We start from the raw sequence: 24,441 nt of genomic DNA on the forward strand, positions 1-24,441 counted from the left end.
AGGTTCCTCGGAGAGAATTGAACATCTCGTTGTCACGCACTTGCCCTACACATCGGGTGTCCCGCCTCGCCGCATGCGCCGCGGTGTCGTCGGCCCTCCTGCTCACGTCGTGCACGGCCTCCGGCAGTGGGGAGGACACCGCTGACCCGCGGCCGACGTCGACTGCGGCCGGGCCGTCGGAGCGGGAACTCACCGAGCGGGCGCAAGCGGCCATCGCCGCTGTCCGTGGCGGGACGATGGTCGAGGCCGGCGTGGAGCGGGTCAGGGACGGCATCCATACCGAGCCCGGGCTCAGCGAGGGCAAGGACTATCGGCTCACCCTGGTGTGTGTCGGCACTGGCACCGCGCGGCTGGCGTTCGTGCCCGCGCGGGCTGCTGCGGAGGCGTCGGTGCCATGCGATGAGTCAGTGGTGCGGCAGCGGATCACCGGTGGTGAGTTCGTTCGGATCGACGTGGTCGGCGCCGAAGGAGCAACCGGCGTGGTCGCTTGGCAGATCGACGCCCTGTGAGCCGGGCAGGTGAGTGTCCGGCTCGCGGCTGGGGCATCACACCGCCCGTGTCCGCCCCTCCCAGTACGGGTCCCGCAGTCTGCGCTTGTACAGCTTGCCGTTCGGGTCGCGGGGCATGTCCGGGGTGAAGTCGATGGACTTGGGGCGTTTGTAGGCGGCGAGGCGGTCGGCGCAGTGGGTGAGGAGGGTCGCGGCGAGGTCGGGGCCGGGTTCGTGGCCCGGGGCCGGTTCGATCACCGCCTTGACCTCCTCGCCCCAGTCGTCGTGCGGTACGCCGAAGACGGCCGCGTCCGCGACGGCGGGGTGGGCGAGGAGGGCTGACTCGATTTCGGCCGGGTAGATGTTCACCCCGCCGGAGATGATCATGTCGATCTTGCGGTCGCGGAGGAAGAGGTAGCCGTCCTCGTCCAGGTAGCCGAGGTCTCCCACCGTGAAGAAGTCGCCGATGCGGTTCTTCCTCGTCTTCTGTTCGTCCTTGTGGTAGGCGAAGCCTCCGGTGGTCATCTTCATGTAGACGGTGCCCAGTTCGCCCGGTGGGAGGCGGTTGCCGTCGTCGTCGAAGACGGCCAGTTCGCTGATGGGCCAGGCCTTGCCCACGGTGCCGGGCTTCTTCAGCCAGTCCTCCGCCGTGGCGAAGGCGCCGCCGCCCTCGCTGGCCGCGTAGTACTCCTCCACGCAGTGCCCCCACCAGTCGATCATCGCCCGTTTCACATGGTCGGGGCAGGGGGCGGCGCCGTGGATGGCGTGCCGCATCGCGGAGACGTCGTAGCGGGCCCTCACCGGGTCGGGCAGGGCCAGCAGGCGGTGGAACTGGGTGGGCACCATGTGGGTGTGCGTGCACCGGTGGGTGTCCATCAGGCGGAGCATCTCCTCCGGGGTCCACTTGTCCATCAGCACCAGCCGGTGGCCGATGTGCAGGGACGCGCCCGCGAACTGCAGGACCGCCGTGTGGTACAGCGGGGAGCAGACGAGGTGCACATTGCCGTCGTAGGGCTTGATGCCGAAGATGCCGAGGAAGCCGCCGAGGTAGGCCTCCTCGGGGAGCTTGCCGGGCAGGGGGCGGCGGATGCCGCGCGGGCGTCCGGTGGTGCCCGAGGTGTAGTTCATGACCCAGCCGAGGGTGCGGTCGGCGGGCGGTGAGTCCGGTCGGCCGTCGAGGAGTTCGGCGTACGGCCGGAATCCCTCGACCGTGCCGACGGCGTACCGGTGGGTGGCCGGGAGCCCGGCCTCGTCGGCGGCCCGGCGGACGGGTCCGGCGAACCGTTCGTGGGCGATCAGCACCTTGGCGCCGGAGTCGGCGACGATCCAGGCGATCTCCGGGCCCACGAAGTGGTGGTTGACCGGCACGAGGTAGAACCCGGCCTGGCTGGCGGCGAGATACGCGGTGAGTAAGGCGACGCCGTTCGGCAGGACGACCGCGAAGGCGTCACCGCGTTCGAGCCCCGCGACCCGCAGGCCGTGGACGAGGCGGTTGGCGTCGGAGTGCAGTCGTCCCGCGGTCCACTCCTCGCCGTCCGGGGCGACGAGAACCGTGCGGTCGGGGTCCTGGGTCGCCTGGGCCCAGAAGCCCACGGGCGGTGTGCCGGTCACTGGCCGCTCCTTCCGGCGATGCGGTTGATGCGGTCCACCGCCCGTTCGAAACCCCGGGTGAGGTCGTCGAAGACGGTCTGGACGCTGCGTTCGCTGTTCATCCGGCCGACGATCTGGCCGACGGGCGTGCCGAGCAGCGGTTCGACCTCGTACCGCTGGATGCGGGAGACCGCGTCGGCCACGAGGAGCCCTTGGAGGGGCATCGGGAGGGTGCCGGGTCCGGCCGGGTCGTCCCAGGCGTCGGTCCATTCGGTGCGCAGCTGGCGGGCCGGTTTGCCGGTGAGGGCGCGGGAGCGGACGGTGTCCCCGGAGCCCGCGGCGAGGAGCTTGCGGGTCAGCGCCCGCGAGTGCAGGTCGGCCTCCGTGGTGGTCAGCCACAGGGAGCCCAGCCATACGCCCTGGGCGCCGAGGGCGAGTGCCGCGGCGGCCTGCTCCCCGCTGCCGATTCCGCCGGCGGCCAGCACGGGCAGCGGGGCGACGGCCTCGACGACCTCGGGGGTGAGCACCATGGAGGCGATCTCGCCGGTGTGGCCGCCGGCCTCGTAGCCCTGGGCGACCACGATGTCGATGCCCGCCTCCTGGTGCTTGCGGGCGTGCCGGGCGCTGCCCGCGAGGGCGGCGACGAGGACGTCCTGGTCGTGGGCGCGGTCCACGACGTCCGCGGGCGGTGAGCCGAGGGCGTTGGCGAGCAGGGCGATCGGGTAGTCGAAGGCGACGTCGAGCTGGGTGCGGGCGACCTGCTCCATCCAGCCGGTGATCCGCCAGCCGGACGCCTCTCCGTCGGCGAGTTCGGGCACCCCGTACTTGGCGAGGGTGTCCTGGACGAACGCGCGGTGCTCCTCCGGGATCATCGCCTCGACGTCGGCCTCCGTGACGCCTTCCACCTTCTTCGCGGGCATGACGACGTCCAGCCCGTAGGGCTTGCCGTCGACGTGCTCCTCTATCCAGTCCAGGTCGCGTTTGAGCTCGTCGGGGGCGGTGTAGCGGACCGCGCCGAGCACTCCGAAGCCGCCGGCCCGGCTGATGGCCGCGGCGACGGCGGGGAACGGCGTGAACCCGAAGACGGCGTGCTCGACTCCCAGCTGGTTGCTCAGCTCCGTCTGCATGGGCGCAGGATGCCGGAGTCCTCCGGAGGACGGAAGAGGTTTCCTGATGGTCTGTCAGATTTATTGCGCCGAACGCCTGGTTGACACGACCCCCGTCTGACACGAAAGTTTCAGCGCGCACGGTGATCCCGGAAAGATACTTTCAGGCGGCCCCGCGGGAGGAACCCGATGACCGACGACCGACACGGCCTGACCCGGCGTCAGCTGGCCCGAAGAGCAGTGGCGCTGGGCGGCGCCCTGGCCCTCGCTCCCTTCCCCGCGGGCCCGGCGGCCGCGTCGACCGGCCGCAGCACCCTGCGGTACGGCTCGGCCGAGCGGGCCGGACTCCTCCCCGCCCACCTCCGTCAACTCGTCGCCGACGCCAGGGCGTTCCTCGACCCCTCCCCCAAGCACCCCTGGTACGCGGGCGCCGTGCTGCTCGCCGGGCGGGGCGGCACCGTGGCATTGCACGAGCCGATCGGGATGGCGGTGCGCTACTCCGCGTACGACGAGAAGACCGACACCGGCGTCGAGTTCCCGCCCGACCGGCAGATCCCGATGGCCGAGGACACCGTCTTCGACCTCGCCTCGGTGTCCAAGCTGTTCACCTCGATGCTCGCCGTGCAGCAGATCGAGCGGGGCGCGCTGGAGCTGGAGGCGAAGGTGGCCTCCTACCTGCCGGAGTTCGGAGCGGCGGGCAAGAGCGGGATGACCGTCCGGCACCTGCTCACCCACACCTCGGGCTTCCGCGCCTGGATCCCGCTCTACAACGCGCCCACCCACGAGGACAAGCTCCGGCTCATCTGGAACGAGACCCCGCTGAACCCGCCGGGCACCCGCTACCTCTACTCCGACCTGAACCTCATCTCGCTCCAGCTGGTCCTGGAGGAGATCACCGGCCGCCCGCTGGACGTCCTGCTCCACGAGGACATCACCGGACCGCTCGGCATGGACGGCACCCGCTACAACCCGCCCGCCTCCTGGAAGCCCCGGATCGCCGCCACGGAGGACGCCCGCAAGCCCTGGTCGGGGCTCGACCGGGGGCTGGTGTGGGGCGAGGTGCACGACGAGAACGCCTTCGGCCTCGGCGGGGTCGCCGGGCACGCGGGCGTCTTCTCCTGCGCCTGGGACCTGGCGGTGCTCGGCCGGACGCTGCTCAACGGCGGCACGTACGGCAGGACGCGGATCCTCGAACCGGAGTCGGTGGAGCTGATGTTCACCGACTTCAACACCGCCTTCCCCGGCGACGAGCACGGGCTCGGCTTCGAGCTCTACCAGCACTGGTACATGGGCGCGATGGCCACGCCGCGCACCGCGGGCCACACCGGGTTCACCGGCACCTCGCTGGTCCTCGACCCGACGACCGACTCGTTCCTGGTGGTACTCGGCAACTCGGTCCATCCCGTGCGCAGTTGGCGTTCCGGCTCCGCGCCCCGGGTGGCCGCCGCCAACAACCTGGCGCGGGCCGTCCCGGTCCGCCCGCGTCATGGCCGTACCGCCTGGTTCTCCGGCATGGCGGCCTCGGCCACCGCCACCCTGGCGCTGCCCGCGCTGGACACCTCGGCGGGCGGGGCCCGGCTGCGCTGCGCCCTGTGGTGGGACACCGAGCCGCAGGCGGACGTCCTCGTGCTGGAGGCCAGCGAGGACGGCGGGACGACCTGGCGGCCGGTGCCGTTCACCACCGCCCGCCCCGGCGGGGAGCCGCAGGAGCGTCCGGCGGGTACGGTCACCGGCTGGTCGGGCCGCGTCTGGCACCGCCTGGCGGCGGACCTCCCGGCCGCGCGGCAGCTCGCCCTGCGCTGGCGGTACGCCACGGACCGGCTGTACGTGGGCCGGGGCGCTTATGTGGACGGACTGCGGGTCGCGGACCCGGACGGGGTCCTGTTCGACGAGGCGCGCCCGGCGGACGCGGCCCGCATCACGGCAGCCGGCTGGACGGCCTCGCAGGACTGACGGGCCTGCAGACGCCGTCTCAGCCCTCCCACACCTCCGGACCGCCGCCCTGCCAGTCGATCAGCGAGGACTGCACCACGTCCATCTCGTCCCAGTCCTGCAGCCCGGCCTCCTGGAGGAACGCCGTCACGTCGAGCAGCCGGTAGGCGATCCCGACGTACCGGCCGTCGATGCGGACGCGCCGGCCGCCGTCCGCGGTGGGCGGGAGGACTGCGACGGGGTGATCGGTGGCCATGAGGCCAGCGTGCGGGCAGGGCGGCCGGGGCGCACCATGTGCTGCTCCGATCGCCGGGTGCACGGGCACCCCGGCCGCATCGACCGCCTCGGTACGGCGGCCCGACGCTCAGGCGCGCTCCTGCTCCAGGACCGCCATCGCCGCGTTGTGTCCGGGCACCCCGCTCACTCCCCCGCCGCGCACCGCGCCCGCTCCGCAGAGCAGGACGTTCGGATGCTCCGTCTCCACGCCCCAGCGGCCGGTGCCGTCCTGGGCGTGCGGCCAGGACAGGTCGCGGTGGAAGATGTTGCCGCCCGGCAGGCGCAGGTCGCGTTCCAGGTCGAGCGGGGTCTTCGCCTCGATGCAGGGCCGCCCCTGCGCATCCGTCGCGAGCAGGTCGACGAGCGGTTCGGCCAGATGTGCGTCGAGCTGCGCCAGCGTCGACTTGAGCAGCTTGTCGCGTACGGCGTCGTTGTCGCCCGCGAAGAGCCGGGCCGGGGTGTGCAGGCCGAAGAGGGTGAGCGTCTGGTAGCCGCGGTCGACGAGGTCCGGGCCGAGGATCGTCGGGTCGGTGAGGGAGTGGCAGTAGATCTCCGAGGGCGGGGCGGCGGGCAGGTCACCCGCGGCGGCCTGGGCGTGGGCGGCGGCCAGCTGCTCGTAGCCCTCGGCGATGTGGAAGGTCCCGGAGAACGCCTCACGCGGGTCGACGGAGCTGTCCCTGAGCCTGGGCAGCCGCTTGAGCAGCATGTTCACCTTGAGCTGGGCGCCTTCCGCGGGCTCGGGGAGGGTGCCACCGGTCAACTCGGCCAGGTCGCGCGGGGAGGCGTTGACCAGGACGTGCCGGGCGGCGACGACGCCCTCCCCTTCGGCGGTGCGGTACCTGACCTCGGCGGTTGCGCCGTCCGTGTCGATGCGTACGGCCTCGTGGCCGGTGGCGAGGACGGCGCCGGCCGCACGCGCCGTCGTCGCGAGGGCGTCGGTCAGGGCGCCCATGCCGCCGACGGGCACGTCCCAGGCGCCGGTGCCGCCGCCGATGACGTGGTAGAGGAAGCAGCGGTTCTGCTTCAGGGACGCGTCGTGAGCGTCGGCGAAGGTGCCGATCAGGGCATCGGTGAGGACGACGCCCCGCACCAGGTCGTCCGAGAAGCGGTCCTCGATCGCGGCGCCGATGGGCTCCTCGAACAGGATCCGCCAGGCCTCCTCGTCGTCCACCCGGCGGCGCAGCTCCTCGCGCGTGGGCAGCGGTTCGGTGAGCGTGGGGAAGACCCGCTTGGCGACCTCGCCGGTCAGGCCGTAGAAGCGCTGCCAGGCGGCGTACTCGCGCCCGTCGCCGGTGAGCTTGGCGAACGCCTCCCGGGTGCGCCGCTCGCCACCGCCGACCAGCAGGCCGGTGGCCCCTCCGGCGCGTTCGGCGGGGGTGTAGGAGGAGATGGTGCGGGCGCGGACCCGGAAGGTGAGACCGAGGTCCCGCACGATCTTCTTGGGCAGCAGGCTGACCAGGTACGAGTAGCGGGACAGCCGTGCGTCGACGCCCGCGAAGGGACGGGTGGAGACGGCGGCGCCGCCGGTGCGGTCCAACCGCTCCAGCACCAGCACGGACCGGCCGGCCCGGGCCAGGTAGGCGGCGGCGACCAGGCCGTTGTGCCCTCCTCCGACGATGACGGCGTCGTACGCGCGATGTCCCGGGTGTCCCTCGTGTGCAGGCATGGTTCTTGGTAACACGAGGTGATCTAGGTCGGCCAGGGCTGCGCGGCGGCGGGACCGGGTCAGTGGCCGCCGGTCGTCCCCCGCTGCCGCAGCGCCGCGACCTGGCGGTACAGCTCGGCGGCCTCGGCCGTCCGGCCGAGTTGTTCCAGGCAGTGGGCCTCGTCGTTGCGGCCGGCGAGGGTGTCGGGGTGGGCGGGGCCCAGGACGCGTTCGCGGGCCGCCGCCACCTTGCGGTACTCGGTGAGCGCGTCGGCCCATCGGCCCAGCCAGCCGAGGCCGACGGCGACCTCGCGGCGGCTGACGAGGGTGTCCGGATGGTCGGGGCCGAGGACCCGCTCGCGGATCGCGCACACGTCCCGGGACTCGGCGAGGGCCTCCTCCCAGTGGCCGAGCCGGCCGAGGTTGACGCCGAGGCCGTGACGGGCGCGCAGGGTCTCGGGATGGGTGGGCCCGTGCACCCGGGTCCGGTCGGCGATCAGCTCGCGGTACAGCTGGCGGGCTTCCGCGCTGCGGCCGAGCCGGCCGAGGCTGATCCCGACCTCGTAGCGGGCGGCGAGGGTGTCGGCGTGGTCGGGTCCGAGCGCCTGGGCGCGGGCCCCGGCGACCTCCCGGTAGGTGTGCAGGGCCTCCGCCCAGCGGCCCAGCCGGCCGAGCGCATAGGCCACTTCGTAGCGGGTGACCAGGGTTTCCGGATGGTCGGGGCCGAGCACCCGGGCGCGGGCCGCGGCCACCTCGCGAGCCATGCGGTACGAGTCCTCCAGGCGGCCGAGGCGGCTGAGGTTGAAGGCCAGGTTGTGGCGGCAGCGCAGGGTGTCGGGGTGCTCCGCGCCCATGGTCCGCTCGCGGGCGGCGAGCACCGAGTTGTACACCTGGTGGGCGTCGAAGTGGCGGCCCAGCTGGCCCAGCACGTAGGCCATCTCCTGGCGGGCGGCGAGCGTTTCGGGGTGGTCCGGGCCGAGGGCGAGGCTTCTTTCGCGGGCGACGTGCTTGTACTCGCGCAGGGCGTCGGCCGCGCGGCCGGTGCGGCTGAGGGTGAAGGCGACCTCGTAGCGGCTGGCGAGGGTGTCGGGGTGCTCGGGTCCGAGCAGGTGCTCGCGCTCGGCGGCGACCGCCCGGTGCACCTCCCCGGCCTCCGCCCAGCGGCCGAGCCGGCCGAGGCTGAGCCCGGCGTTGTGCCGGCCGGCCAGCGCGGTGAGCACCGCCGGGTCGGGGGCGGGCGGGTCGTCGGGGGCGGGGTCCGGCCGGCCCGGGAGGGGGCGCGGGATCCACTCGCCGGTGAGTCCGGCTCCGGCGTCCGGGGGCGTGGTGCGCAGTCCGGCGCCGGTGGCCTTGTGGCCGGTGGTCATGCCCTGGGTCCAGGACGGCAGCCGGACCTCGCGGCCGGTCGGCTCGGGCGGCCGGAGCGCGGGGCGCGGGCTGAGCACGGTCGGTACGTACGTCGGCGTGCCCCGGCCCAGGACGATGCGGCGGCCCACCTCGCGCGCGTCGCGCGGCCGGTCCTCGGGGCGTTTGGCCAGCAGGTCCAGGACGATCTTCTCCATGAACCCGGGCAGGTCGGGGCGGTGTTCGCGGGGCGGACGCGGCGGGGTGTCGCGGTGTCCGACGAGGACCGCCCAGGCGTCGTCGAGGTCGAAGGGCGGTGCGCCGGTGGCGATCTCGTAGAGCACGCAGCCCAGTGAGTACAGGTCGCTGCGCTGGTCGACCTCCGAACCGCCGATCTGCTCGGGGGACATGTAGTGCGGGGTGCCCATGGCGATGCCGGTGCCGGTGAGCCGGGAGGTGAAGCCGATGTCGGCGCCGAGGCGGGCGATGCCGAAGTCGCAGATCTTCACGGTGCCTTCGGTCAGGCGCACGATGTTGGCGGGCTTCAGGTCGCGGTGCACGATGCCCTGCAGGTGGGTGTAGGCGAGGGCCGCGGTGACCTGGTCGGCGATGTCCACGACGGCGGGCACGGGCAGCGGACGGTGCTCGTTGTCCTCCAGCAGCTGGCTGAGGTTGCGGCCCTCCAGCAGTTCCATGACGAGGTAGAGGACGCCGTCGGACTCGCCGAAGTCGTGGACGACGGTGACGCCGCGGTGCTGGAGGGCCGCGGCCACCCGGGCCTCCCGGCGGAACCGCTCCCGCAGCACGCGCGTGAACTGCTGGTCGTGGTGCGGGCCGGGAGGTTTGAGGCACTTCACGGCGACCTGGCGGCCGAGCGACTCGTCGCGCGCCCGCCACACCTCGCCCATGCCGCCGCGCCCGATCAGGTCCAGCAGCCGGTACCGGCCCTGGATCAGCCTGCTCTCCCCCATCTCCCGCGCCCGCCCCCGTCGCTGTGGTCCCCCGCCGGCCCCTGGCCCGTCCAGTATGGCGAGCCGTCGTCCGAGTTTGTACGGTGCCGAGCGGGGGGTCGGTGCGTCAGCGCCGCACGCGGGGCATGCCCAGGCCGATCCAGGAGATGATCTCCCGCTGGATCTCGTTGTTGCCGCCGCCGAAGGTGAAGATGACGGCGGAGCGGTAGCCGCGCTCCAGTTCGCCGTGGAGGACGGCGCCCGCCGAGCCCTCCTTCAGGGCGCCGGGTACGGCGACGATCTCCATCAGCCAGGCGTAGGCGTCGCGGCGCGCCTCGGAGCCGTAGACCTTGACTGCGGAGGCGTCCTGCGGGGTGAGGGTGGCGTCCTGGACGGCCTGCACCATCTGCCAGTTGAGGAGCTTCAGGGCGTCCAGGCGGACATGGGTCTGCGCGAGCCGGCGGCGCACCCAGGGCAGGTCGATCACGCGGCTGCCGTCGGCGAGCTTGGTCTCCGCCGCCCAGCGCTGGACGTCGTGCAGGGCGCGGATCGCCATGGTGCCGTGGGCGGCGAGGGTGACGCGCTCGTGGTTGAGCTGGTTGGTGATCAGCCGCCAGCCCTGGTTCTCGGCGCCGACGCGTCGGGAGACCGCGACGCGGACGTTCTCGTAGTAACTGGCGGTGGTGTCGTGCCCGGCGAGGGTGTTGATCAGGGTGCAGGAGTAGCCGGGGTCACCGGTCGGCACGAGGAGCATGGTGATGCCCTTGTGCGGCGGGGCGGCCGGGTCGGTGCGCACGGCGAGCCACACCCAGTCCGCGGTGTCGCCGTTGGTCGTCCAGATCTTCTGCCCGTTGACCACGTACTCGTCGCCGTCGCGCACCGCGCGGGTGCGCAGCGAGGCGAGGTCGGTGCCGGCGTCGGGTTCGCTGTAGCCGATCGCGAAGTCGAGTTCGCCGGAGAGGATCCGCGGCAGGAAGTACGTCTTCTGCTCCTCGGTGCCGAACTGCATGATCGTCGGGCCGACGGTGTTCAGCGCCATCAGGGGCAGCGGTACGCCCGCCTGGGCGGCCTCGTCGAAGAAGATGAACTGGTCCATCGCGCCCAGGCCGCGGCCGCCGTACTCCTCGGGCCAGCCCACGCCGAGCCAGCCATCGGCGCCGAGGCGCCGGATGGTGTCGCGGTAGAAGCGTTTCCGGGCGGCGGGGTCCGCGTGGCGGGCGTGGGCCGTGTCCGGCACCAGCGCGGCGAAGTAGGCGCGCAGCTCGGTGCGCAGCCGTTGCTGCTCGGGCGTGTGGTCGAGATGCACGGCGCCTCCAGGGTTCCCCTCGGCCGGTCCTGACGGCGCACACCGTAGAACGTGTTACAGAAATTGGGAATGCCGGGGAACACCTCACATGCGACACGCCTGAGCCGACGTACGACACACCTGTGCCGACGTGCGTCTCACCTACGCGTACAGGCGTCTCACGTCAGCGTCTCCAGGAAGTCCGTGCACGCCTGGGCGCACTCGCGGCACGCCTTGGCGGCGTCCTCCGCGCCCAGCCGGCCGTCGAAGACCTGCGCGGTCTCCAGGCACACCGTGCGGCACCATTCCAGCTGGACGCGGACACCCTCCTCGTCCGTGACGCCTTGCTCGGACAGCACGCGACACGTCGCGTCGCACACCTCCGCGCACATGATGCCCTTACGCCGTACGAGTTCTTCTTCCGCCGTCCCGTCCGGTTCCGCCAGGCTGGCGCGCAGCGCACAGGCCCGCGCACACTCGGTGCACGCCTGGGCGCACGCGAAGCGGTCCTCCAGGTACTGGAAGAGCTCCTGTTGCGAAGTAGTCGAGGTCACAGGGTGCGGGTAGCCGCCGCTCGGGAGGTCAAACCCGGTTCGCCCGGAGCACGAGGGGTACTCGCGAGGTCATGAATACGACCTCTTGGGACCTGGCCGCCGAGAGCGGCGCCGTCGGAATCGGACTGATCGTCGCAGGCGTGGTCGTCGTGGCGCTGCTCCTGGGCGCCTTTGTGCTGGGCTCCCGGATCAGGCGCCGGGAGCCCGGGCCGCCGAGCCCGGAGGAGCAGCCGCGACTGCCTGCCGATGGCCCCGTGCGCGAGGTGCGGGAGAGCCGGGAGCCGGACGAGGTGCCCCGCAGCGACCACCGCGTCACCCCGCACGAGATGCCCGGGCACGGCAACATGCCCTCCCGCCCGACCTCGGGGCAGGAGCGGCCGCGCTGGAACGAGGGCAGCGGCGGCTCCTTCGGCAGCGGCGGCCCGGGTGGCACCTGACACCCCTCGGCGCGAGAAACACCTAGGGAAGTGAGCACGATGACCGACCCCGCCCGCAACACCCTGCCGCTGCCCGACTACGACCACCTGCCCCTGGGCAGCCTGGAGAGCCGCGTACGGTCGCTGTCGGCGGACGAGGTGGAGAAGCTGCTGGCGTACGAGCGTTCGCACGCCGACCGCCTCCCCGTGACGCAGGTGCTGGGCACCCGTCTGGAGCAGCTGCAGACCGGGTCCGAGCCCACGTCCGGTGACCCCGGCGCGGTACGCCCGGAGCAGACCACGGGCCACGCCGGCTCCCCCGTCTCACCGGCGACCTCGCCCCAGCCCTTCAGCCCGCCGCCGCACGGCACCCCGGACCAGCGGGGCAACAGGTAACGCTCCGCCTCTCCCGGACACCGGGGCTGCGCGGTACACCTCCCCTTCAGGGCCCCTCGGCTCTGAGGGGGAGGCCGTTTGTTCAGTCGTCTGTTCAGGCGTTCCAGGTCCACTCCGCGACCTCGGGCATGTCACTGCCGTGCTCGCGGATCCAGGCGTGGTGGCGGGTGCGGGCGTCGGCCATGGTCTGGCGTACGGCCGCGGCGCGCACCGCGAGGCCGGGGACGCGGTCGATGACGTCCATGACCAGGCGGTAGCGGTCGAGGTCGTTGCGGACGACCATGTCGAACGGCGTGGTCGTGGTGCCGGACTCCTTGTAGCCGCGGACGTGCAGGTGCTGGTGGCCGTTGCGGCGGTAGGCCAGGCGGTGGATCAGCCAGGGATAGCCGTGGTAGGCGAAGATCACCGGCTTGTCGGCGGTGAACAGGCCGTCGTACTCGTAGTCGTTCATGCCGTGCGGGTGCTCCGCACTGGGCATCAGCCGGGCGATGTCGACGACGTTGACCACGCGCACCGCGAGCCGGGGCAGATGGCGGCGCAGCAGCTGGGCGGCGGCCAGTACCTCCTGGGTGGGCACGTCGCCGGCGCAGGCGAGGACCACGTCGGGCTCGCCGCCGTTCTCGCTGCCCGCCCAGTCCCAGATGCCGGCGCCGCGTGCGCAGTGGGCGCGGGCTTCGTCCATCGACAGCCAGTCGAAGCAGGGCTGCTTGCCGGCGACGATGACGTTGACGTAGTCGCGGCTGCGCAGCGCGTGATCGGCCACCGAGAGCAGGGTGTTGGTGTCCGGCGGGAGGTAGACCCGCACGACTTCGGGGCTCTTGTTGAGGACGTGGTCGACGAAGCCGGGGTCCTGGTGCGAGAAGCCGTTGTGGTCCTGGCGCCACACATGGGACGTCAGCAGGTAGTTGAGGGAGGCGATGGGCGCCCGCCAGGACAGCTCCCGCGAGGTCTTCAGCCACTTGATGTGCTGGTTGACCATGGAGTCGACGATGTGCACGAACGCCTCGTAGCAGGAGAACAGCCCGTGCCTGCCCGTCAGCAGGTATCCCTCCAGCCAGCCCTGGCAGGTGTGCTCGGAGAGGATCTCCAGGACCCGGCCGTGCCGGTCGAGGTGCTCGTCGACCGGGAGCATGCCGGCCTGCCAGGCCTTGCCGCTGCTCTCGAAGACGGCCTGGAGCCGGTTGGAGGCGGTCTCGTCCGGGCCTACGACCCGGAAGTTCCGGCGGTCCGCGGTGTCCTTCATGATCTGGGCGAGGAGATCGCCGAGGATCCGGGTGGGTTCGTTCAGGGTGGTGCCGGGCTTGTCGACGGGGACGGCGAACCGGTCGAGGGAGTCGATCGGCAGCTCGCGCACCAGCAGGCCGCCGTTGGCGTGCGGGGTGGAGCCCAGTCGGCGGGTGCCCTCGGGCAGGCAGGCCAGGACGTCCGGGGCGGGCCGCCCGTCGTCGTCGAACAGTTCTTCGGGCCGGTACGAGCGCAGCCACTGCTCCAGCTGGCGCAGGTGCTCGGGGTTCTCGCGGACGCCGGAGAGCGGGACCTGGTGGGCGCGCCAGGTGCCCTCGACAGGGACCCCGTCGACCTCGGCGGGCCCGGTCCAGCCCTTGGGGGTGCGCAGCACGATGACCGGCCACCGCAGGCGCTCGGTCGCCCCGTCCTCTCGGGCGCCGCGCTGGATCCCGGCGATGCGGTCCAGGGCGGTGTCGAAGGCCTGGGCCATGGCGCGGTGCACGGCGGCGGGGTCGTCGCCGGAGACGTACAGCGGATCATGGCCGTAGCCGCGCAGCAGTTCGTCGAGTTCCGGCTCGGGCAGCCGGGCGAGCACGGTGGGGTTGGCGATCTTGTAGCCGTTCAGGTGCAGGATCGGCAGGACGGCCCCGTCGTGGACCGGGTCGAGGAACTTGTTGGAGTGCCAGGAGGCGGCCAGCGGGCCGGTCTCCGCCTCGCCGTCACCGATCACGCAGGCGACGACCAGGCCGGGGTTGTCGAAGGCGGCGCCGTAGGCGTGGGAGAGCGCGTAGCCGAGCTCGCCGCCCTCGTGGAGGGAGCCGGGGGTCTCCGGCGCCACATGGCTGGGCACCCCGCCGGGGAAGGAAAACTGCCGGAACAGCCGGCGCATGCCCTCCGCGTCCCGGCCGATGTCGGGGTAGGTCTCGCTGTAGCTCCCCTCCAGCCAGGAGTTGGCGACCACGGACGGCCCGCCGTGTCCGGGCCCCCACACGCACAGCGCGTCCAGGTCGCGGGCCTTGATGACCCGGTTCAGGTGGGTGTACACGAGATTCAGGCCGGGCGAGGTGCCCCAGTGCCCGAGCAGACGTGGCTTGATGTGCTCGGCGCTCAGCGGCTCGCGCAGCAGCGGGTTGGCGAGCAGGTAGATCTGTCCGGCGGCCAGATAGTTGGCCGCGCGCCAGTGGGCGTCCAGGGTGCGCAGCTCGTCGTCGGTCAGTACGGTGCTGTTCTGGTGTTCGACCGTGGACATACGGTGACTCCTGGGTCATCGACAGGGTGACGGGCGGTGGGAGGCGGCATGGCCGGCGACAAGGCGAAGAAGCTGCCGCGCAAGACGTACGAGAAGGAACTGCTGCGCCTGCAGACCGAGTTGGTGCAGTTGCAGGAGTGGGTGCGTGCCCAGGGCGCCCGTCTTGTCGTCATCTTCGAGGGACGGGACGCGGCGGGCAAGGGCGGCACCATCAAACGAGTCACGGAGCACCTCAACCCGCGCGTGGCGCGGATCGCGGCCCTGCCCAGGCCGACCGAGCGGCAGCGCAGCCAGTGGTACTTCCAGCGGTACGTCGAGCAGCTCCCCGCCGCCGGGGAGATCGTGCTGTTCGACCGCAGCTGGTACAACCGGGCCGGGGTCGAGCATGTGATGGGCTTCTGCACCAAGGCGGAGTACCAGATCTTCCTCAGGCAATGCCCCATTTTCGAGCGGATGCTCGTGGAGGACGGAATCCTGCTGCGCAAGTACTGGTTCTCGGTCAGTGACGAGGAGCAGCAGGAGCGCTTCCGGCGCCGGCTGGAGGATCCGCTGCGGCGCTGGAAGCTGTCGCCGATGGACCTGGAGTCGATCACCCACTGGGAGGACTACTCCCGAGCCAAGGACGAGATGCTGGTCCACACCGACATCATCGAGGCGCCTTGGTTCGTCGTGGAGAGCGACGACAAGCGCCGCGCCCGGCTGAACATGATCGCCCACCTGCTGGACTCGGTCCCCTACCGGGACGTACCGCCCCAGGTCCTCGAACTCCCCGAGCGGCCACCGTCGACCGGCTACGAGCGCCCGCCGCGCGATCTGCAGAACTACGTGCCGGACCACGCGGCGAACCTGTGACCGGGCGCGTGGCCCGGTCACCTACGGCGCCGGGTGCTGTACCGCGGCACGGACGACGGCGACCGGGCAGTCCGCGTGGTGCAGGACGGCCTGGCTGACCGAGCCGAGCAGCAGCCCGGTGAAGCCGCCCCGGCCGCGCGCCCCGACCACGACGAGCCCGGCGTCCGTACTGGCCTCGATCAGCGTGTGCCGGACCCGGCCGCGCACGAGGCGGCGCCGCACCTCGACGTCCGGGTACTTCGCGCGCGGCCCGACGAGCGCTTCGGCGAGCACCCGCTCCTCCTCGGCGCGCAGCCGGTCCTCGTCGTAGGTGACGAAGGGCGGATCGCCCGGGGCCTCGTAGACCCGGTCGGTGCGGGTGCTCCAGACATGCAGCGCCACCAGGTCCGTCCCGTGCAGCGCGGCGTGCGCGAAGGCGAACTCGACGGCGGGCTCGGCATGGGGCGAGCCGTCCACGGCCAGCAGGACCGGCCCCGCGGGATCCGGGCGGCCGCGCACGACCAGGACCGGGCAGCCGGCGTGGGCGGCCAGGTGCGCGGCTGTGGACCCGAGCAGCAGGCTGCCGAAGCGGCTCCGGCCCCGGCTGCCGACGACCGCCAGGGACGCGGTCCGCGTCTCCAGCTCCAGCACCATCACCGGCTCGCCGACCACGGTCTCGCGGGAGATCTCCAGATGCGGTGCGGCCGTGCGAGCACGCCGTTCCGCCTCGGCGAGGGTGTCGTCGACCAGTTCGCGCACTCCGGCGCTCGCCTGACTCCAGGGCGGCACGTGGACCGACTGCCCCCCGAAGGCGTGCACCAGCCGCAGCGCCACGCCGCGCACGGCGGCCTCGCGTGCGGCGACCCCGACCGCGGTCAGGCTCGGTTCCGAGCCGTCCACGCCCACGACGACAGGACCGTTCATCACCGGCCTCCTCTCTCAGTCCGGCAACTTCAGCCGTGTCGACTCCCCCGGTTTCAGGACGACCGTGCGGTCCGGCAGCCGTAGGTCGATCGGGGGCGCGTCGGAGAACGGAACGGAGATGTCCAGATGTCCGTGCTCCAGGTGCAGCCGCACGCCCCAGTGGCCCTGATAACGCAGGCCGAAGCCGTACGCGGAGAGCTCCGGCAGCGGCACCGGGTCGAGCCACAGCGCTCCATCGCGGGTCTCCAGACCCGTCAGCCCGCGCTGCACCAGGTCGAGGGTGCCCGCCATGGCACCGAGGTGGATGCCCTCACCGGTGGTCCCGCCCTGCACGTCCGCGATGTCGCCCTGCAGTGCCTCCTGGCAGAACGTCCACGCCTCCGCGCGGCGGGCCCGGGCCAGCACCCAGCCGTGGACCAGACCGCTGAGGGTGGAGCCGTGGCTGGTGCGGTGCAGGTAGTAGTCGACGGTACGGTGCCAGGTCTCGTCGTCGAGCGGGACGCCCAGCCGGTCGAACAGGCCCCGCAGTTCGGCCGGGGCGAAGAGGTAGCCGAGCATCAGCACGTCGGCCTGCTTGGAGGCCTGGTAGCGGTTGACGGTGTCGCCCTCCGCCTCCAGGATCCGGTCCAGACGGCGGATGTCGCCGTACCGCCGGCGGTATTCGTTCCAGGGCAGCTCGGCGAGCTCGCCGTAGCCGTCGAACTGGCTGATGACACCGGAGTGGAAGGGCACGTACAGCGTCCGCGAGACCTCATGCCACAGTTCCAATTCGGTCACGTCCAGGCCCGTGCGTTCGGCGAGTTCGCGGCGCCTCGGTTCCGGCAGGGCGTCGATCAGCTCCAGGGCGCGCATGAGCACCCAGGCGGCCGTGACGTTGGTGTAGGCGTTGTCGTCGAGGCCGGGGACGCTCGCGCCGGGGTAGGCGTCGTGGTACTCGTCGGGGCCGACCACACCCGTGATGCGGTACCGGCCGAGCCCGTCGTCGTACTCGGCGGCGTCCGCCCAGAAGCGGGCGATCTGGAGCATCATCTCGGCGCCCTTGGTGTGCCGGAACTCCATGTCGCCGCTGGCCTCGCAGTACTGCCAGACGTTGTACGCGATGGCCGAACCGACGTGGTACTGCAGATGCGAGTGGTCGGGCAGCCAGCGCCCCGAGCGCGGGTTGAGATGCAGCTGCTGGGTCTCCTCGCGGCCGTCGCTGCCGCTCTGCCACGGGAACAGGGCGCCCCGCCGGCCGACGGCCCGCGCCGAGGTGCAGGCCTTTTCCAGGCGGCGGTGGCGGTAACGCAGCAGGGCCCGGGAGACCTCGGGGAAGTGCAGGTTGAGGAACGGCAGCACGAACAGCTCGTCCCAGAAGACGTGCCCGCGGTAGGCCTCGCCGTGCAGTCCCCGGGCGGGCACGCCCACGTCGAGGTCGGCGGTGTGCGGGGAGAGCGTCTGCAGCACATGGAACAGGTGCAGCCGCAGAATGCGGCCCGACTCCCCGGCGACCTCCAGGGCGGCCCGGCGCCAGAGCTGGTCCCAGACCGTGCAGTGCGAGGTGAGCAGGTCGTCGAAGCCGGGCGCACGCCCGACCCGGTCGACGGCGGCGTGCAGCGGATCGCTGATGGCCGGGTCGCGCGAGGTGTACAGGGCGATGACCTTGTCGACAGTGCGGGCGCGGCCGTCGGCGAGCGCCAGGACGGTGTGCTGGGTGGTGCGCCGGTTCTTGTTGCGGACGGTGACCAGCCCGTCGGAGGTCAGCCGGGCCGCCATGCCGATGCGGACGTCCGAGGTGCGAGTGCGGCAGCGCAGCCACACGGTCTCCGGGGTGGCGGTGCCCGCCTGCACATGGATGAGGTGGTGGCCGTCCAGGTCGCGGTAGCGCGGTACGCCCGCGTTGGTGACGCCGCCGTCGAGGGACGCCTCGACCTCCAGCTCGCCGGAGAACCCCTCGGCGGTGAACTCGGTGCGCAGCGCGGCCAGATGCGGGTCCGCCATGTGCACGATCCGCTGCTGGTGGACCGCAAGGACGCGTCCTGCGCCCAGGTCGTAGCGGGTGCGCCGCTCCAGCATCCCGGAAGCCAGGAGCAGCCCCATGCGGTGCTCCACCAGCGGGGCGGTGTCGGGCGTCAGCCAGGGCCCGCCGCGCAGCCGGAAGCGCAGGGGCAGCCAGTTGGGGACGTTGACCATGTCCTCGTTCTCGACCTGGCGTCCCGCCACATCGGAGGTGAGCCGGTTGTAGCAGCCCGCGACATACGTGCCCGGGTAGTGGATGTCGTCGGCCGTGCACTCCGGCAGCGCGCCCCGGGTGGCGAAGTAGCCGTTGCCCAGGGTGCACAGGGACTCGCGCAGCCGTTCGTCCGTGGGCTCGTAGCCCTCGTACTCCCAGGTCCATCCCGTCACGTCGACTCCTCACCGAGCAGTTCCGCGAGATCTCGTACGACGATGTCGGCACCGTGGCGGCGCAGTCTGTCCGCCGAGTCCCCCGAGGCGGCCCGGTCCACGCCCACCACCAGGGCGAATCCGCCCCGCTTGCCCGCCTCCACCCCCGCCAGGGCGTCCTCCACGACGGCGGCGCGGTCGGCGCGGACGCCGAGCCGGTCTGCGGCGGTGCGGAACAGGTCGGGCTCGGGCTTGCCCGGCAGGCCGAGGCGGGCCGCCTCGCCACCGTCCACCAGGACGTCGAACAGGTCGCGCACACCGGCTCGGGTGAGCAGTTCACCGGCGTGCCGGGAGGCCGAGGCCGCCGCCACGGGGAGTCCCGCCCGGCGCAGGGCGCGCACCAGGCGCACGGTGCCGGGAAAGGCCTCCACGCCGTGCTCGCGCAGGCGCCGGGTGAACAGTTCCTCCTTGGCGGCGGCGACGGCCCGCACGGTGTCGTCCGAGGTCTCGACGGCGCGGGAGGCGAGGAAGGCGGCGGCGCCGTCGAGGCGGGACCTGCCGTCCACGAACCGCAGGTAGTCGTCCTGGACGTCGAACGGCCGTCGCTGCTCGGGATCCTCGGGCGGATGCGCCTCCAGGAAGGCGTCGAAGGCCTCCTTCCAGGCCGCCGCGTGCACCCGCGCGGAGTCGGTGATCACACCGTCGGTGTCGAAGACGACGGCTCGGACGTCGGTCAGCGAGGGGGCGAGGCGCTCCATGGTCACTCCGGCTGGGGTACGACGGCGACGGGGCGGGCGGCACGGTGGGGCAAGGCGGGTCCGGCCCGGCGCGGGAGGAGGGCGGAGGCGCCGGGGCAGGTGAGGCCGGGCCAGGGACCGGGAGCGCCGGACCGTCCGCCGGCGACCACCACCAGGGGCAGCTCCATGGCGCCCACCGCCTTTCCGTCGGCCGCGGCGCGATGCCGCGCCGCTCCGACTCCACGGTCGCACGGGTGCCCGGGAAACCGCAGGCGGGCAAGTCGACCCCCGCGCACGCGGTGATGCACGAGTTCTGTGCAGGAGCGGCACACAGGCTGCACCCGGCCTCTGGAAAGGCTCGCTACGGTTCTGGCCGATCGATCCCCCGTGCGAACGCCGAGTCAGAAAGACCGCGGATGGACTACTGCTCCACATGCCGTCGGCATCTCAACGGTGCCCTGGTGTGCCCCGGGTGCGGCGCCTACGCCCCGGACATCGCTCCCCCGATGGCGCCGGGACCCGCGGCGGCCCGCTCCGACAGCACCTGGCCCGACGTGGAACCCCCCGCGGAGGAACAGCCCCCGCACGAGGAGCCGGCGGCCCTGCCCGACCCGCCCTCGGGCCGGGCCGCGCTTCGGCGCCGGCGGGCCCGCTGGAAGAAGAACCAGCGCAAGGCCGTGGTGGCCACCGCGGTCGCGCTGGTCGGCGGCGGGCTGACCTTCGCCTCGCTGGGCCAGCAGTCCGGGGACCGCGCTCAGGCGGCCACGGCGCCCGACACCACCGCCATGGGCACCGGCGAGGAGCAGGCCGATGAGCCGGCCCAAGCCGCGTCGGCACCGCCCGACACGCGCCGTCCCCGGCCCGGCACCCCCTCCGCCCGGCCCTCGGCCGCCACGCATCCGCGCGAGCAAGCCGTCGCCACCGTCCCGGCCACGTCCCAGCCGGCTCCCGCGTCCACCGCCGCCACGGCGCCACCGGCCGCCCAGTCCCAGCCACTCCCCGCCGTCACCGACACGGCTCCCCGGCCGACGGCCACGCCGACACCCCCGGCCACCGAGGCGGGCACACCGGCACCGGCGCCCCCTTCGCCCTCGGCGACCTCGCCCTCGGGACTCTGCCTGCTGGTGCTGTGCATCGATTGATCCGGCAGTGCGGGCAGTCCCGCCTCACTGCTCGGCAGGCGACACCGGAGCCTGACACTCCAGCCAGGCCCCTCCGCCCTTGAGGGTGCTCACCTCAAGCGCACCATCGAGCTGTCGGTACCGCCCGTCGCCGTCGACTGATCGGGGCGACCACCGTGTGAGCGGTGCGATGCGCGGTAACGAGAGGGGCGAGGAGGTGCGGACCCATGGACGGCACCGAGGACACGAGGAAGCGGATGTGGCGGTGGCGGACCAACCCGCTGCGCCGACGTGAGGACATCGTCGAGGCGTGGATCGTGCTTGCCGTCTGGGTCGTCGTCGCCGTGGGCGGCACGCTCGCCGGCCTGGTGACGGCCCGCACGGCCGACGCGGAGTTCGCCCGGCAGCGCGGTGAACGGCATCCCGTACGGGCCGTGCTGCAGGCCGACGTCCCCCGCGCCACCTCGGCGTCCCAGACGACCAACGGGCAGGCAGAGGCCCGGATTCGCTGGACGGACGACAACGGCACCAGCCGATCCGGCGAGACCCTGGTCATACGAGGGCAGAAGGCCGGCGCCGAAGTCGTCGTCTGGGTGGACCGCCGAGGCGACCTGGCCGGCGAGCCACTGAGCCGCACGGAGGCGGCCGTGCAGGCCGGCGTCCTGGGTATGGCCGCCGCGCTCGCCCTGACGGGCGTGGTGGTCGGCGCCGGCGCCGCTGCCAAGTGGCGGCTCGACCGGCGGCGGATCGAAGGGTGGGGGCGCGAGTGGGAGTCGGTGGGGCCCGAGTGGGGCCGCCAGACCAGCTGACCAGGCGCGCGGATCAGCCGTTGCGGTACAGGCCCGTCAGCAGTTCGACCGCCGCCTGCGTCGCCGGGTGCGGGTCCTCCCGCCACCAGCCGAGGCGTACGGCGATGGGCTCGGCGTCACGCACCGGGCGGTAGACCACGCCGGGGCGCGGGTACTGGTTGGCGGTCGCCTCGGCGGTCATGCCGACGCAGCGGCCGGTGGCGATCACGGTGAGCCAGTCGTCGACGTCGTGGGTCTCCTCCGTCGCCGGGCGGGCGTCCGGAGGCCACAGCTCCGCCGTGGTGGTACCCGTGCGCCGGTCGACGAGGAGGGTGCGCCCGCCCAGATCGGCGAGCCGGACCGAACGGCGGCGGGCCAGCGGATCGTCGGCGGCCACCGCGCACAGCCGCCGCTCCAGACCGACGATCGCGGAGTCGAACCTGCGGTCGTCCAGCGCCCTGCGCACGACCGCCAGGTCCGAGGCACCCTCCGCGAGACCGGCGGTGGCCGAGTTGACGCGCACCAGCTGGAGGTCGGTTCCGGGGTGCGCGACGGCCCAGCGGCGCAGAAACGGCGGGGTGTGCCGGCCGAGCGCCGCCCAGGCGTAGCCGATCCGCAGCCGGGCGTGGCCGGAGGTGGCCTCGCGGACCAGGTCGTCGACCTCCCCGAGCACGCGGCGGGCGTGCGCCAGCACCCGCAGTCCCGTGCCCGTGGGGGTCACCTCCCGCGAGGTCCGGCGCAACAGCCGCACTCCCAGGGCGCGTTCCAGGGAGGCGAGGGTGCGGGACACGGCCGCCTGGGAGACGCCGAGCGCCAGGGCGGCGTCGGTGAAGCTGCCCTCGTCGACGATGGCGACCAGGCAGCGCAGCTGACGGAGCTCCACATCCATGACTCAAGCGTATAGATGCCTCGGCGTACGCATTTTGCGCATACGGCGGTGAGCTCCACGCTGTCCGCATGCCCACCGCCTCCGCCGCCGAAGCAGCCGAAGCCGCCCTCCCCCGGGCCGGGTCCGCACCCGGCAGGCTCGCCGGCGTGGCCACCATGGTCGCCAGCGGGCTGTCGAACCAGACCGGTGCCGCGATCGGTTCGCTCGCCTTTCCCGTCCTGGGCCCCCTCGGGGTAGTGGCAGTACGTCAGTACGTCGCCGCCCTGGTGCTGCTGGCCGTCGCCAGGCCCCGGCTGCGTGCGTTCACCCGGCACCAGTGGTGGCCGGTCGTCCTGCTGGCGGTGGTGTTCGGCACCATGAACCTGTCGCTGTACACCGCCATCGACCGGATCGGTCTGGGGCTGGCGGTGACCTTGGAGTTCCTGGGCCCGCTCGCCATCGCACTGGCCTCCTCCCGGCGGCGGGTGGACGCGCTGTGCGCGGTGATCGCCGCGGCCGGGGTGATCGCGCTGATGCGTCCGGGGCCCTCCGCCGACTACGCCGGCCTGGGCCTGGGCCTGCTGGCCGCCGTCTGCTGGGCGTCGTACATCCTGCTCAACCGCACCGTGGGGCAGCGCCTGCCCGGCGCGCAGGGGGCAGCCGCCGCGGCCACCCTGTCCGCCCTGCTGTTCCTGCCCGTCGGGATCGTCCTCGTCGTACGGCAGCCGCCCACGGCCACGGCCGTCGCCTGCGCCGTGGCCGCCGGGGTGCTGTCGTCGGCCGTGCCCTATCTCGCGGACCTGCTCACCCTGCGCCGGGTTCCGGCACGGGCGTTCGGGCTGTTCATGAGCGTCAACCCGGTGCTCGCCGCGCTCGTCGGCCTGGTCGGGCTCGGGCAGGGCCTCGGCCGGGCGGAGTGGGCGAGCATCGGGGCGATCGTGGCCGCGAACGCGCTGAGCATCCTGACCTCGCCCGCGCCTCAGGTGGAGGCCTGATCGCTGTCCTTGTGCGCGCCCCAGCCGTGCCAGCGCTCGACCTCGATCCAGGCGCTCGTGCGGGGGCGGACCCGGTCCGGATAGGGCTTGCCGGTGTAGTGCGAGGCGATCCGGTCGATGTCCGCGAGCCCTTCGTCGCCGTACGTCTCGATGACGCGTCCGATGAGGGTGACGTGCGTGTACCAGTCCTCGCCGTCGAGCACGGTGAGCGTCACGCGCGGGTCGCGGCGCAGGTGTTTCAGGCGTACGCGGCCGTCGTCCAGGCTGATCAGGACGCGGCCGTCCTGCCACAGGTACCAGGTGGGCGTGGAGACGGGCGTGCCGTCGGAGCGCAGGGTGGCCATCACGGCCGGGTTGGGGCGGCGCAGCAGTTCCTGTGCCTCGTCGGGCAGCGGGGGCTTGGACATCCTGGTTCCTCCTCGGTTCGGTGCGGTCAGCTCTGCTCGTCGACGGCGTCGGCGATCCGGTGCTCGTCGAAGCTGGCGAAGTAGGCCGCGGCCATGTCCTCGTCGCCGTGGCCGAGGGCGGCGGCCCGCTCCAGGCGGGCGGCGCCCGCCTCGGCCACGTCCAGCCGTACCCCGCCCCGCTCGCCCGCCTCGACGATCAGCCGGGCGTCCTTGGCGGCGGTGGACACCGCGAACTGCGCCGGGGACAGCCGGTCCTCGATGATCAGCCCCGCCTTGGCCCGCAGGTACCCCATGTCCAGCGGGCCACCCTCGATCAGGTCGAAGAACCTGCGCGGGTCCACGTCGAGGGCACGGGCCAGGGCGAGCGTCTCCCCCGCCGCCGCGGTGGCCGCGATGACCCAGCTGTTCGCGACCAGCTTCAGCCGGGTCGCGGTCCCGGCCGCGCCGTCCTCACCGGTCCACACCGTGCGGGCACCGACGGCCTCGAACACCGGCGTGACCTTGTCCCGGCCGTCGGCGGGCCCGGCCGCCAGCACGGTGAGCTGTCCCGCCTCGGCGGGCCCGCGGGTGCCGAGCACGGGGGCGTCGTAGAAGGCCAGCCGGTGCTCACCGGCGAGGTCGGCCAGGGCGGGGAGGGCGTCAAGGCCGACGGTGGTGGACTGCACCCAGGCCGTGCCGGGGCGCAGGACGGGCGCGGCCCGGCGCATCACGTCCAGGGCGGCGGGACCGTCGTGCAGGACCGTCAGGACGACATCGGCGTCCTGGGCGGCCTCGGCGGGGGTGCCGGCGACGGACGCGCCGTCGGAGGTGAGCGGTTCGGCCTTGGCGCGGGTGCGGTTCCAGACGCGGACGGTGTGTCCGGCCCGGGCGAGATTGCGGGCCATCGCGGCCCCCATGATCCCGGTGCCCAGCACCGCGACGGTGAGCCTGTCGGTCATGGCGTTCGCC

At 72.9% G+C, this 24,441-nt stretch carries 23 protein-coding genes; 8 read left to right on the top strand and 15 right to left on the bottom strand.

What is annotated here, in order from left to right; all coding sequences use genetic code 11:
- Positions 1–56: 56 nt before the first annotated feature.
- Entirely contained in the window at positions 57–509 is a 453-nt protein-coding gene (locus M8H82_RS10940; protein ID WP_250072657.1) for a hypothetical protein, read from the top strand.
- Between the two features lie 36 nt (positions 510–545).
- Here the strand turns inward: M8H82_RS10940 and M8H82_RS10945 are convergent, their stop codons facing one another.
- Both M8H82_RS10945 and M8H82_RS10950 read right to left on the bottom strand, forming a co-directional pair.
- Positions 546–2,099 carry an acyl-CoA synthetase gene (locus tag M8H82_RS10945; RefSeq protein WP_250072658.1) on the bottom strand — a complete coding sequence of 518 codons (1,554 nt, stop codon included), beginning with the start codon at positions 2,097–2,099 and terminating at the stop codon, positions 546–548.
- The gene (locus M8H82_RS10950; protein ID WP_250072659.1) at positions 2,096–3,205 is read right to left on the bottom strand and encodes a nitronate monooxygenase family protein; all 1,110 of its coding nucleotides are present in this window, start codon (positions 3,203–3,205) and stop codon (positions 2,096–2,098) included. The genes M8H82_RS10945 and M8H82_RS10950 overlap by 4 nt, the downstream gene beginning before the upstream one ends.
- A 168-nt stretch (positions 3,206–3,373) precedes the next feature.
- Between M8H82_RS10950 and M8H82_RS10955 the strand changes: the two genes are divergently transcribed.
- Positions 3,374–5,137: a serine hydrolase gene (locus M8H82_RS10955; RefSeq protein ID WP_250072660.1), complete on the top strand. Its 1,764-nt coding sequence runs from the start codon at positions 3,374–3,376 to the stop codon at positions 5,135–5,137.
- Between the two features lie 19 nt (positions 5,138–5,156).
- Here M8H82_RS10955 and M8H82_RS10960 read toward each other — a convergent pair whose 3' ends face one another.
- From M8H82_RS10960 to M8H82_RS10980, 5 genes are all read right to left on the bottom strand, one after another.
- Positions 5,157–5,372, bottom strand: coding sequence for a hypothetical protein (locus M8H82_RS10960; RefSeq protein ID WP_250072661.1), 216 nt, complete (start codon positions 5,370–5,372; stop codon positions 5,157–5,159).
- 108 nt (positions 5,373–5,480) lie between these two features.
- Positions 5,481–7,058, bottom strand: a complete 1,578-nt coding sequence (locus tag M8H82_RS10965; RefSeq protein WP_250072662.1) for an NAD(P)/FAD-dependent oxidoreductase — start codon at positions 7,056–7,058, stop codon at positions 5,481–5,483.
- A 59-nt stretch (positions 7,059–7,117) separates the two neighbouring features.
- The gene (locus M8H82_RS10970) at positions 7,118–9,352 is read right to left on the bottom strand and encodes a tetratricopeptide repeat-containing serine/threonine-protein kinase (protein ID WP_250072663.1); all 2,235 of its coding nucleotides are present in this window, start codon (positions 9,350–9,352) and stop codon (positions 7,118–7,120) included.
- Positions 9,353–9,458: 106 nt separating this feature from the next.
- Entirely contained in the window at positions 9,459–10,637 is a 1,179-nt protein-coding gene (locus tag M8H82_RS10975) for an acyl-CoA dehydrogenase family protein (protein ID WP_250072666.1), read from the bottom strand.
- Between the two features lie 158 nt (positions 10,638–10,795).
- The gene (locus tag M8H82_RS10980) at positions 10,796–11,170 is read right to left on the bottom strand and encodes a ferredoxin (protein ID WP_250072668.1); all 375 of its coding nucleotides are present in this window, start codon (positions 11,168–11,170) and stop codon (positions 10,796–10,798) included.
- 71 nt (positions 11,171–11,241) lie between these two features.
- Here M8H82_RS10980 and M8H82_RS10985 point away from each other — a divergent pair, with 71 nt between their 5' ends.
- Together M8H82_RS10985 and M8H82_RS10990 are read left to right on the top strand one after the other, a co-directional pair.
- The gene (locus M8H82_RS10985) at positions 11,242–11,607 is read left to right on the top strand and encodes a DUF6479 family protein (RefSeq protein WP_250072669.1); all 366 of its coding nucleotides are present in this window, start codon (positions 11,242–11,244) and stop codon (positions 11,605–11,607) included.
- Positions 11,608–11,646: 39 nt separating this feature from the next.
- Positions 11,647–11,982, top strand: a complete 336-nt coding sequence (locus tag M8H82_RS10990) for a hypothetical protein (RefSeq protein ID WP_250072670.1) — start codon at positions 11,647–11,649, stop codon at positions 11,980–11,982.
- A gap of 94 nt (positions 11,983–12,076) precedes the next feature.
- Here M8H82_RS10990 and M8H82_RS10995 read toward each other — a convergent pair whose 3' ends face one another.
- Positions 12,077–14,458, bottom strand: coding sequence for a phosphoketolase (locus M8H82_RS10995; RefSeq protein WP_250072671.1), 2,382 nt, complete (start codon positions 14,456–14,458; stop codon positions 12,077–12,079).
- 48 nt (positions 14,459–14,506) lie between these two features.
- On the opposite strand from M8H82_RS10995, the gene ppk2 reads away from it, so the two are divergent.
- The gene (ppk2, locus tag M8H82_RS11000; protein ID WP_250072677.1) at positions 14,507–15,310 is read left to right on the top strand and encodes a polyphosphate kinase 2; all 804 of its coding nucleotides are present in this window, start codon (positions 14,507–14,509) and stop codon (positions 15,308–15,310) included.
- A gap of 21 nt (positions 15,311–15,331) precedes the next feature.
- Here the strand turns inward: ppk2 and M8H82_RS11005 are convergent, their stop codons facing one another.
- The 4 genes from M8H82_RS11005 to M8H82_RS11020 are packed head-to-tail and all read right to left on the bottom strand — an operon-like array spanning position 15,332 to position 19,502.
- Positions 15,332–16,213, bottom strand: a complete 882-nt coding sequence (locus M8H82_RS11005; RefSeq protein ID WP_250072678.1) for a universal stress protein — start codon at positions 16,211–16,213, stop codon at positions 15,332–15,334.
- 15 nt (positions 16,214–16,228) lie between these two features.
- Positions 16,229–18,598, bottom strand: a complete 2,370-nt coding sequence (locus M8H82_RS11010; protein ID WP_250072679.1) for a glycoside hydrolase family 65 protein — start codon at positions 18,596–18,598, stop codon at positions 16,229–16,231.
- Positions 18,595–19,335 (bottom strand): HAD family phosphatase, encoded by a 741-nt coding sequence (locus tag M8H82_RS11015; protein ID WP_250073066.1) that lies wholly within the window; start codon positions 19,333–19,335, stop codon positions 18,595–18,597. The genes M8H82_RS11010 and M8H82_RS11015 overlap by 4 nt, the downstream gene beginning before the upstream one ends.
- A 2-nt stretch (positions 19,336–19,337) precedes the next feature.
- Positions 19,338–19,502 carry a hypothetical protein gene (locus M8H82_RS11020; RefSeq protein ID WP_250072680.1) on the bottom strand — a complete coding sequence of 55 codons (165 nt, stop codon included), beginning with the start codon at positions 19,500–19,502 and terminating at the stop codon, positions 19,338–19,340.
- 318 nt (positions 19,503–19,820) lie between these two features.
- Between M8H82_RS11020 and M8H82_RS11025 the strand changes: the two genes are divergently transcribed.
- Positions 19,821–20,456 (top strand): hypothetical protein, encoded by a 636-nt coding sequence (locus tag M8H82_RS11025; RefSeq protein ID WP_308293244.1) that lies wholly within the window; start codon positions 19,821–19,823, stop codon positions 20,454–20,456.
- A 206-nt stretch (positions 20,457–20,662) separates the two neighbouring features.
- The gene (locus M8H82_RS11030) at positions 20,663–21,244 is read left to right on the top strand and encodes a hypothetical protein (protein ID WP_250072682.1); all 582 of its coding nucleotides are present in this window, start codon (positions 20,663–20,665) and stop codon (positions 21,242–21,244) included.
- A 13-nt stretch (positions 21,245–21,257) separates the two neighbouring features.
- On the opposite strand, the gene M8H82_RS11035 is transcribed toward M8H82_RS11030, so the two are convergent.
- Positions 21,258–22,112 (bottom strand): LysR family transcriptional regulator, encoded by an 855-nt coding sequence (locus M8H82_RS11035; RefSeq protein WP_250072688.1) that lies wholly within the window; start codon positions 22,110–22,112, stop codon positions 21,258–21,260.
- Positions 22,113–22,180: 68 nt separating this feature from the next.
- On the opposite strand from M8H82_RS11035, the gene M8H82_RS11040 reads away from it, so the two are divergent.
- On the top strand, positions 22,181–23,086 hold the full coding sequence (locus tag M8H82_RS11040) for a DMT family transporter (protein WP_250072691.1): 906 nt from the start codon (positions 22,181–22,183) through the stop codon (positions 23,084–23,086).
- Here the strand turns inward: M8H82_RS11040 and M8H82_RS11045 are convergent.
- Both M8H82_RS11045 and M8H82_RS11050 read right to left on the bottom strand, forming a co-directional pair.
- Positions 23,071–23,493, bottom strand: a complete 423-nt coding sequence (locus M8H82_RS11045) for a PPOX class F420-dependent oxidoreductase (RefSeq protein ID WP_250072693.1) — start codon at positions 23,491–23,493, stop codon at positions 23,071–23,073. The two genes, M8H82_RS11040 and M8H82_RS11045, sit on opposite strands and share 16 nt — an antisense overlap.
- A gap of 26 nt (positions 23,494–23,519) precedes the next feature.
- Complete coding sequence (locus M8H82_RS11050; RefSeq protein ID WP_250072695.1) at positions 23,520–24,431, bottom strand: NAD(P)-dependent oxidoreductase; 912 nt, start codon at positions 24,429–24,431, stop codon at positions 23,520–23,522.
- Positions 24,432–24,441: the final 10 nt, after the last annotated feature.

It is taken from the genome of Streptomyces sp. YS415, from assembly GCF_023544665.1.
Taxonomy (GTDB): Bacteria; Actinomycetota; Actinomycetes; order Streptomycetales; family Streptomycetaceae; genus Streptomyces.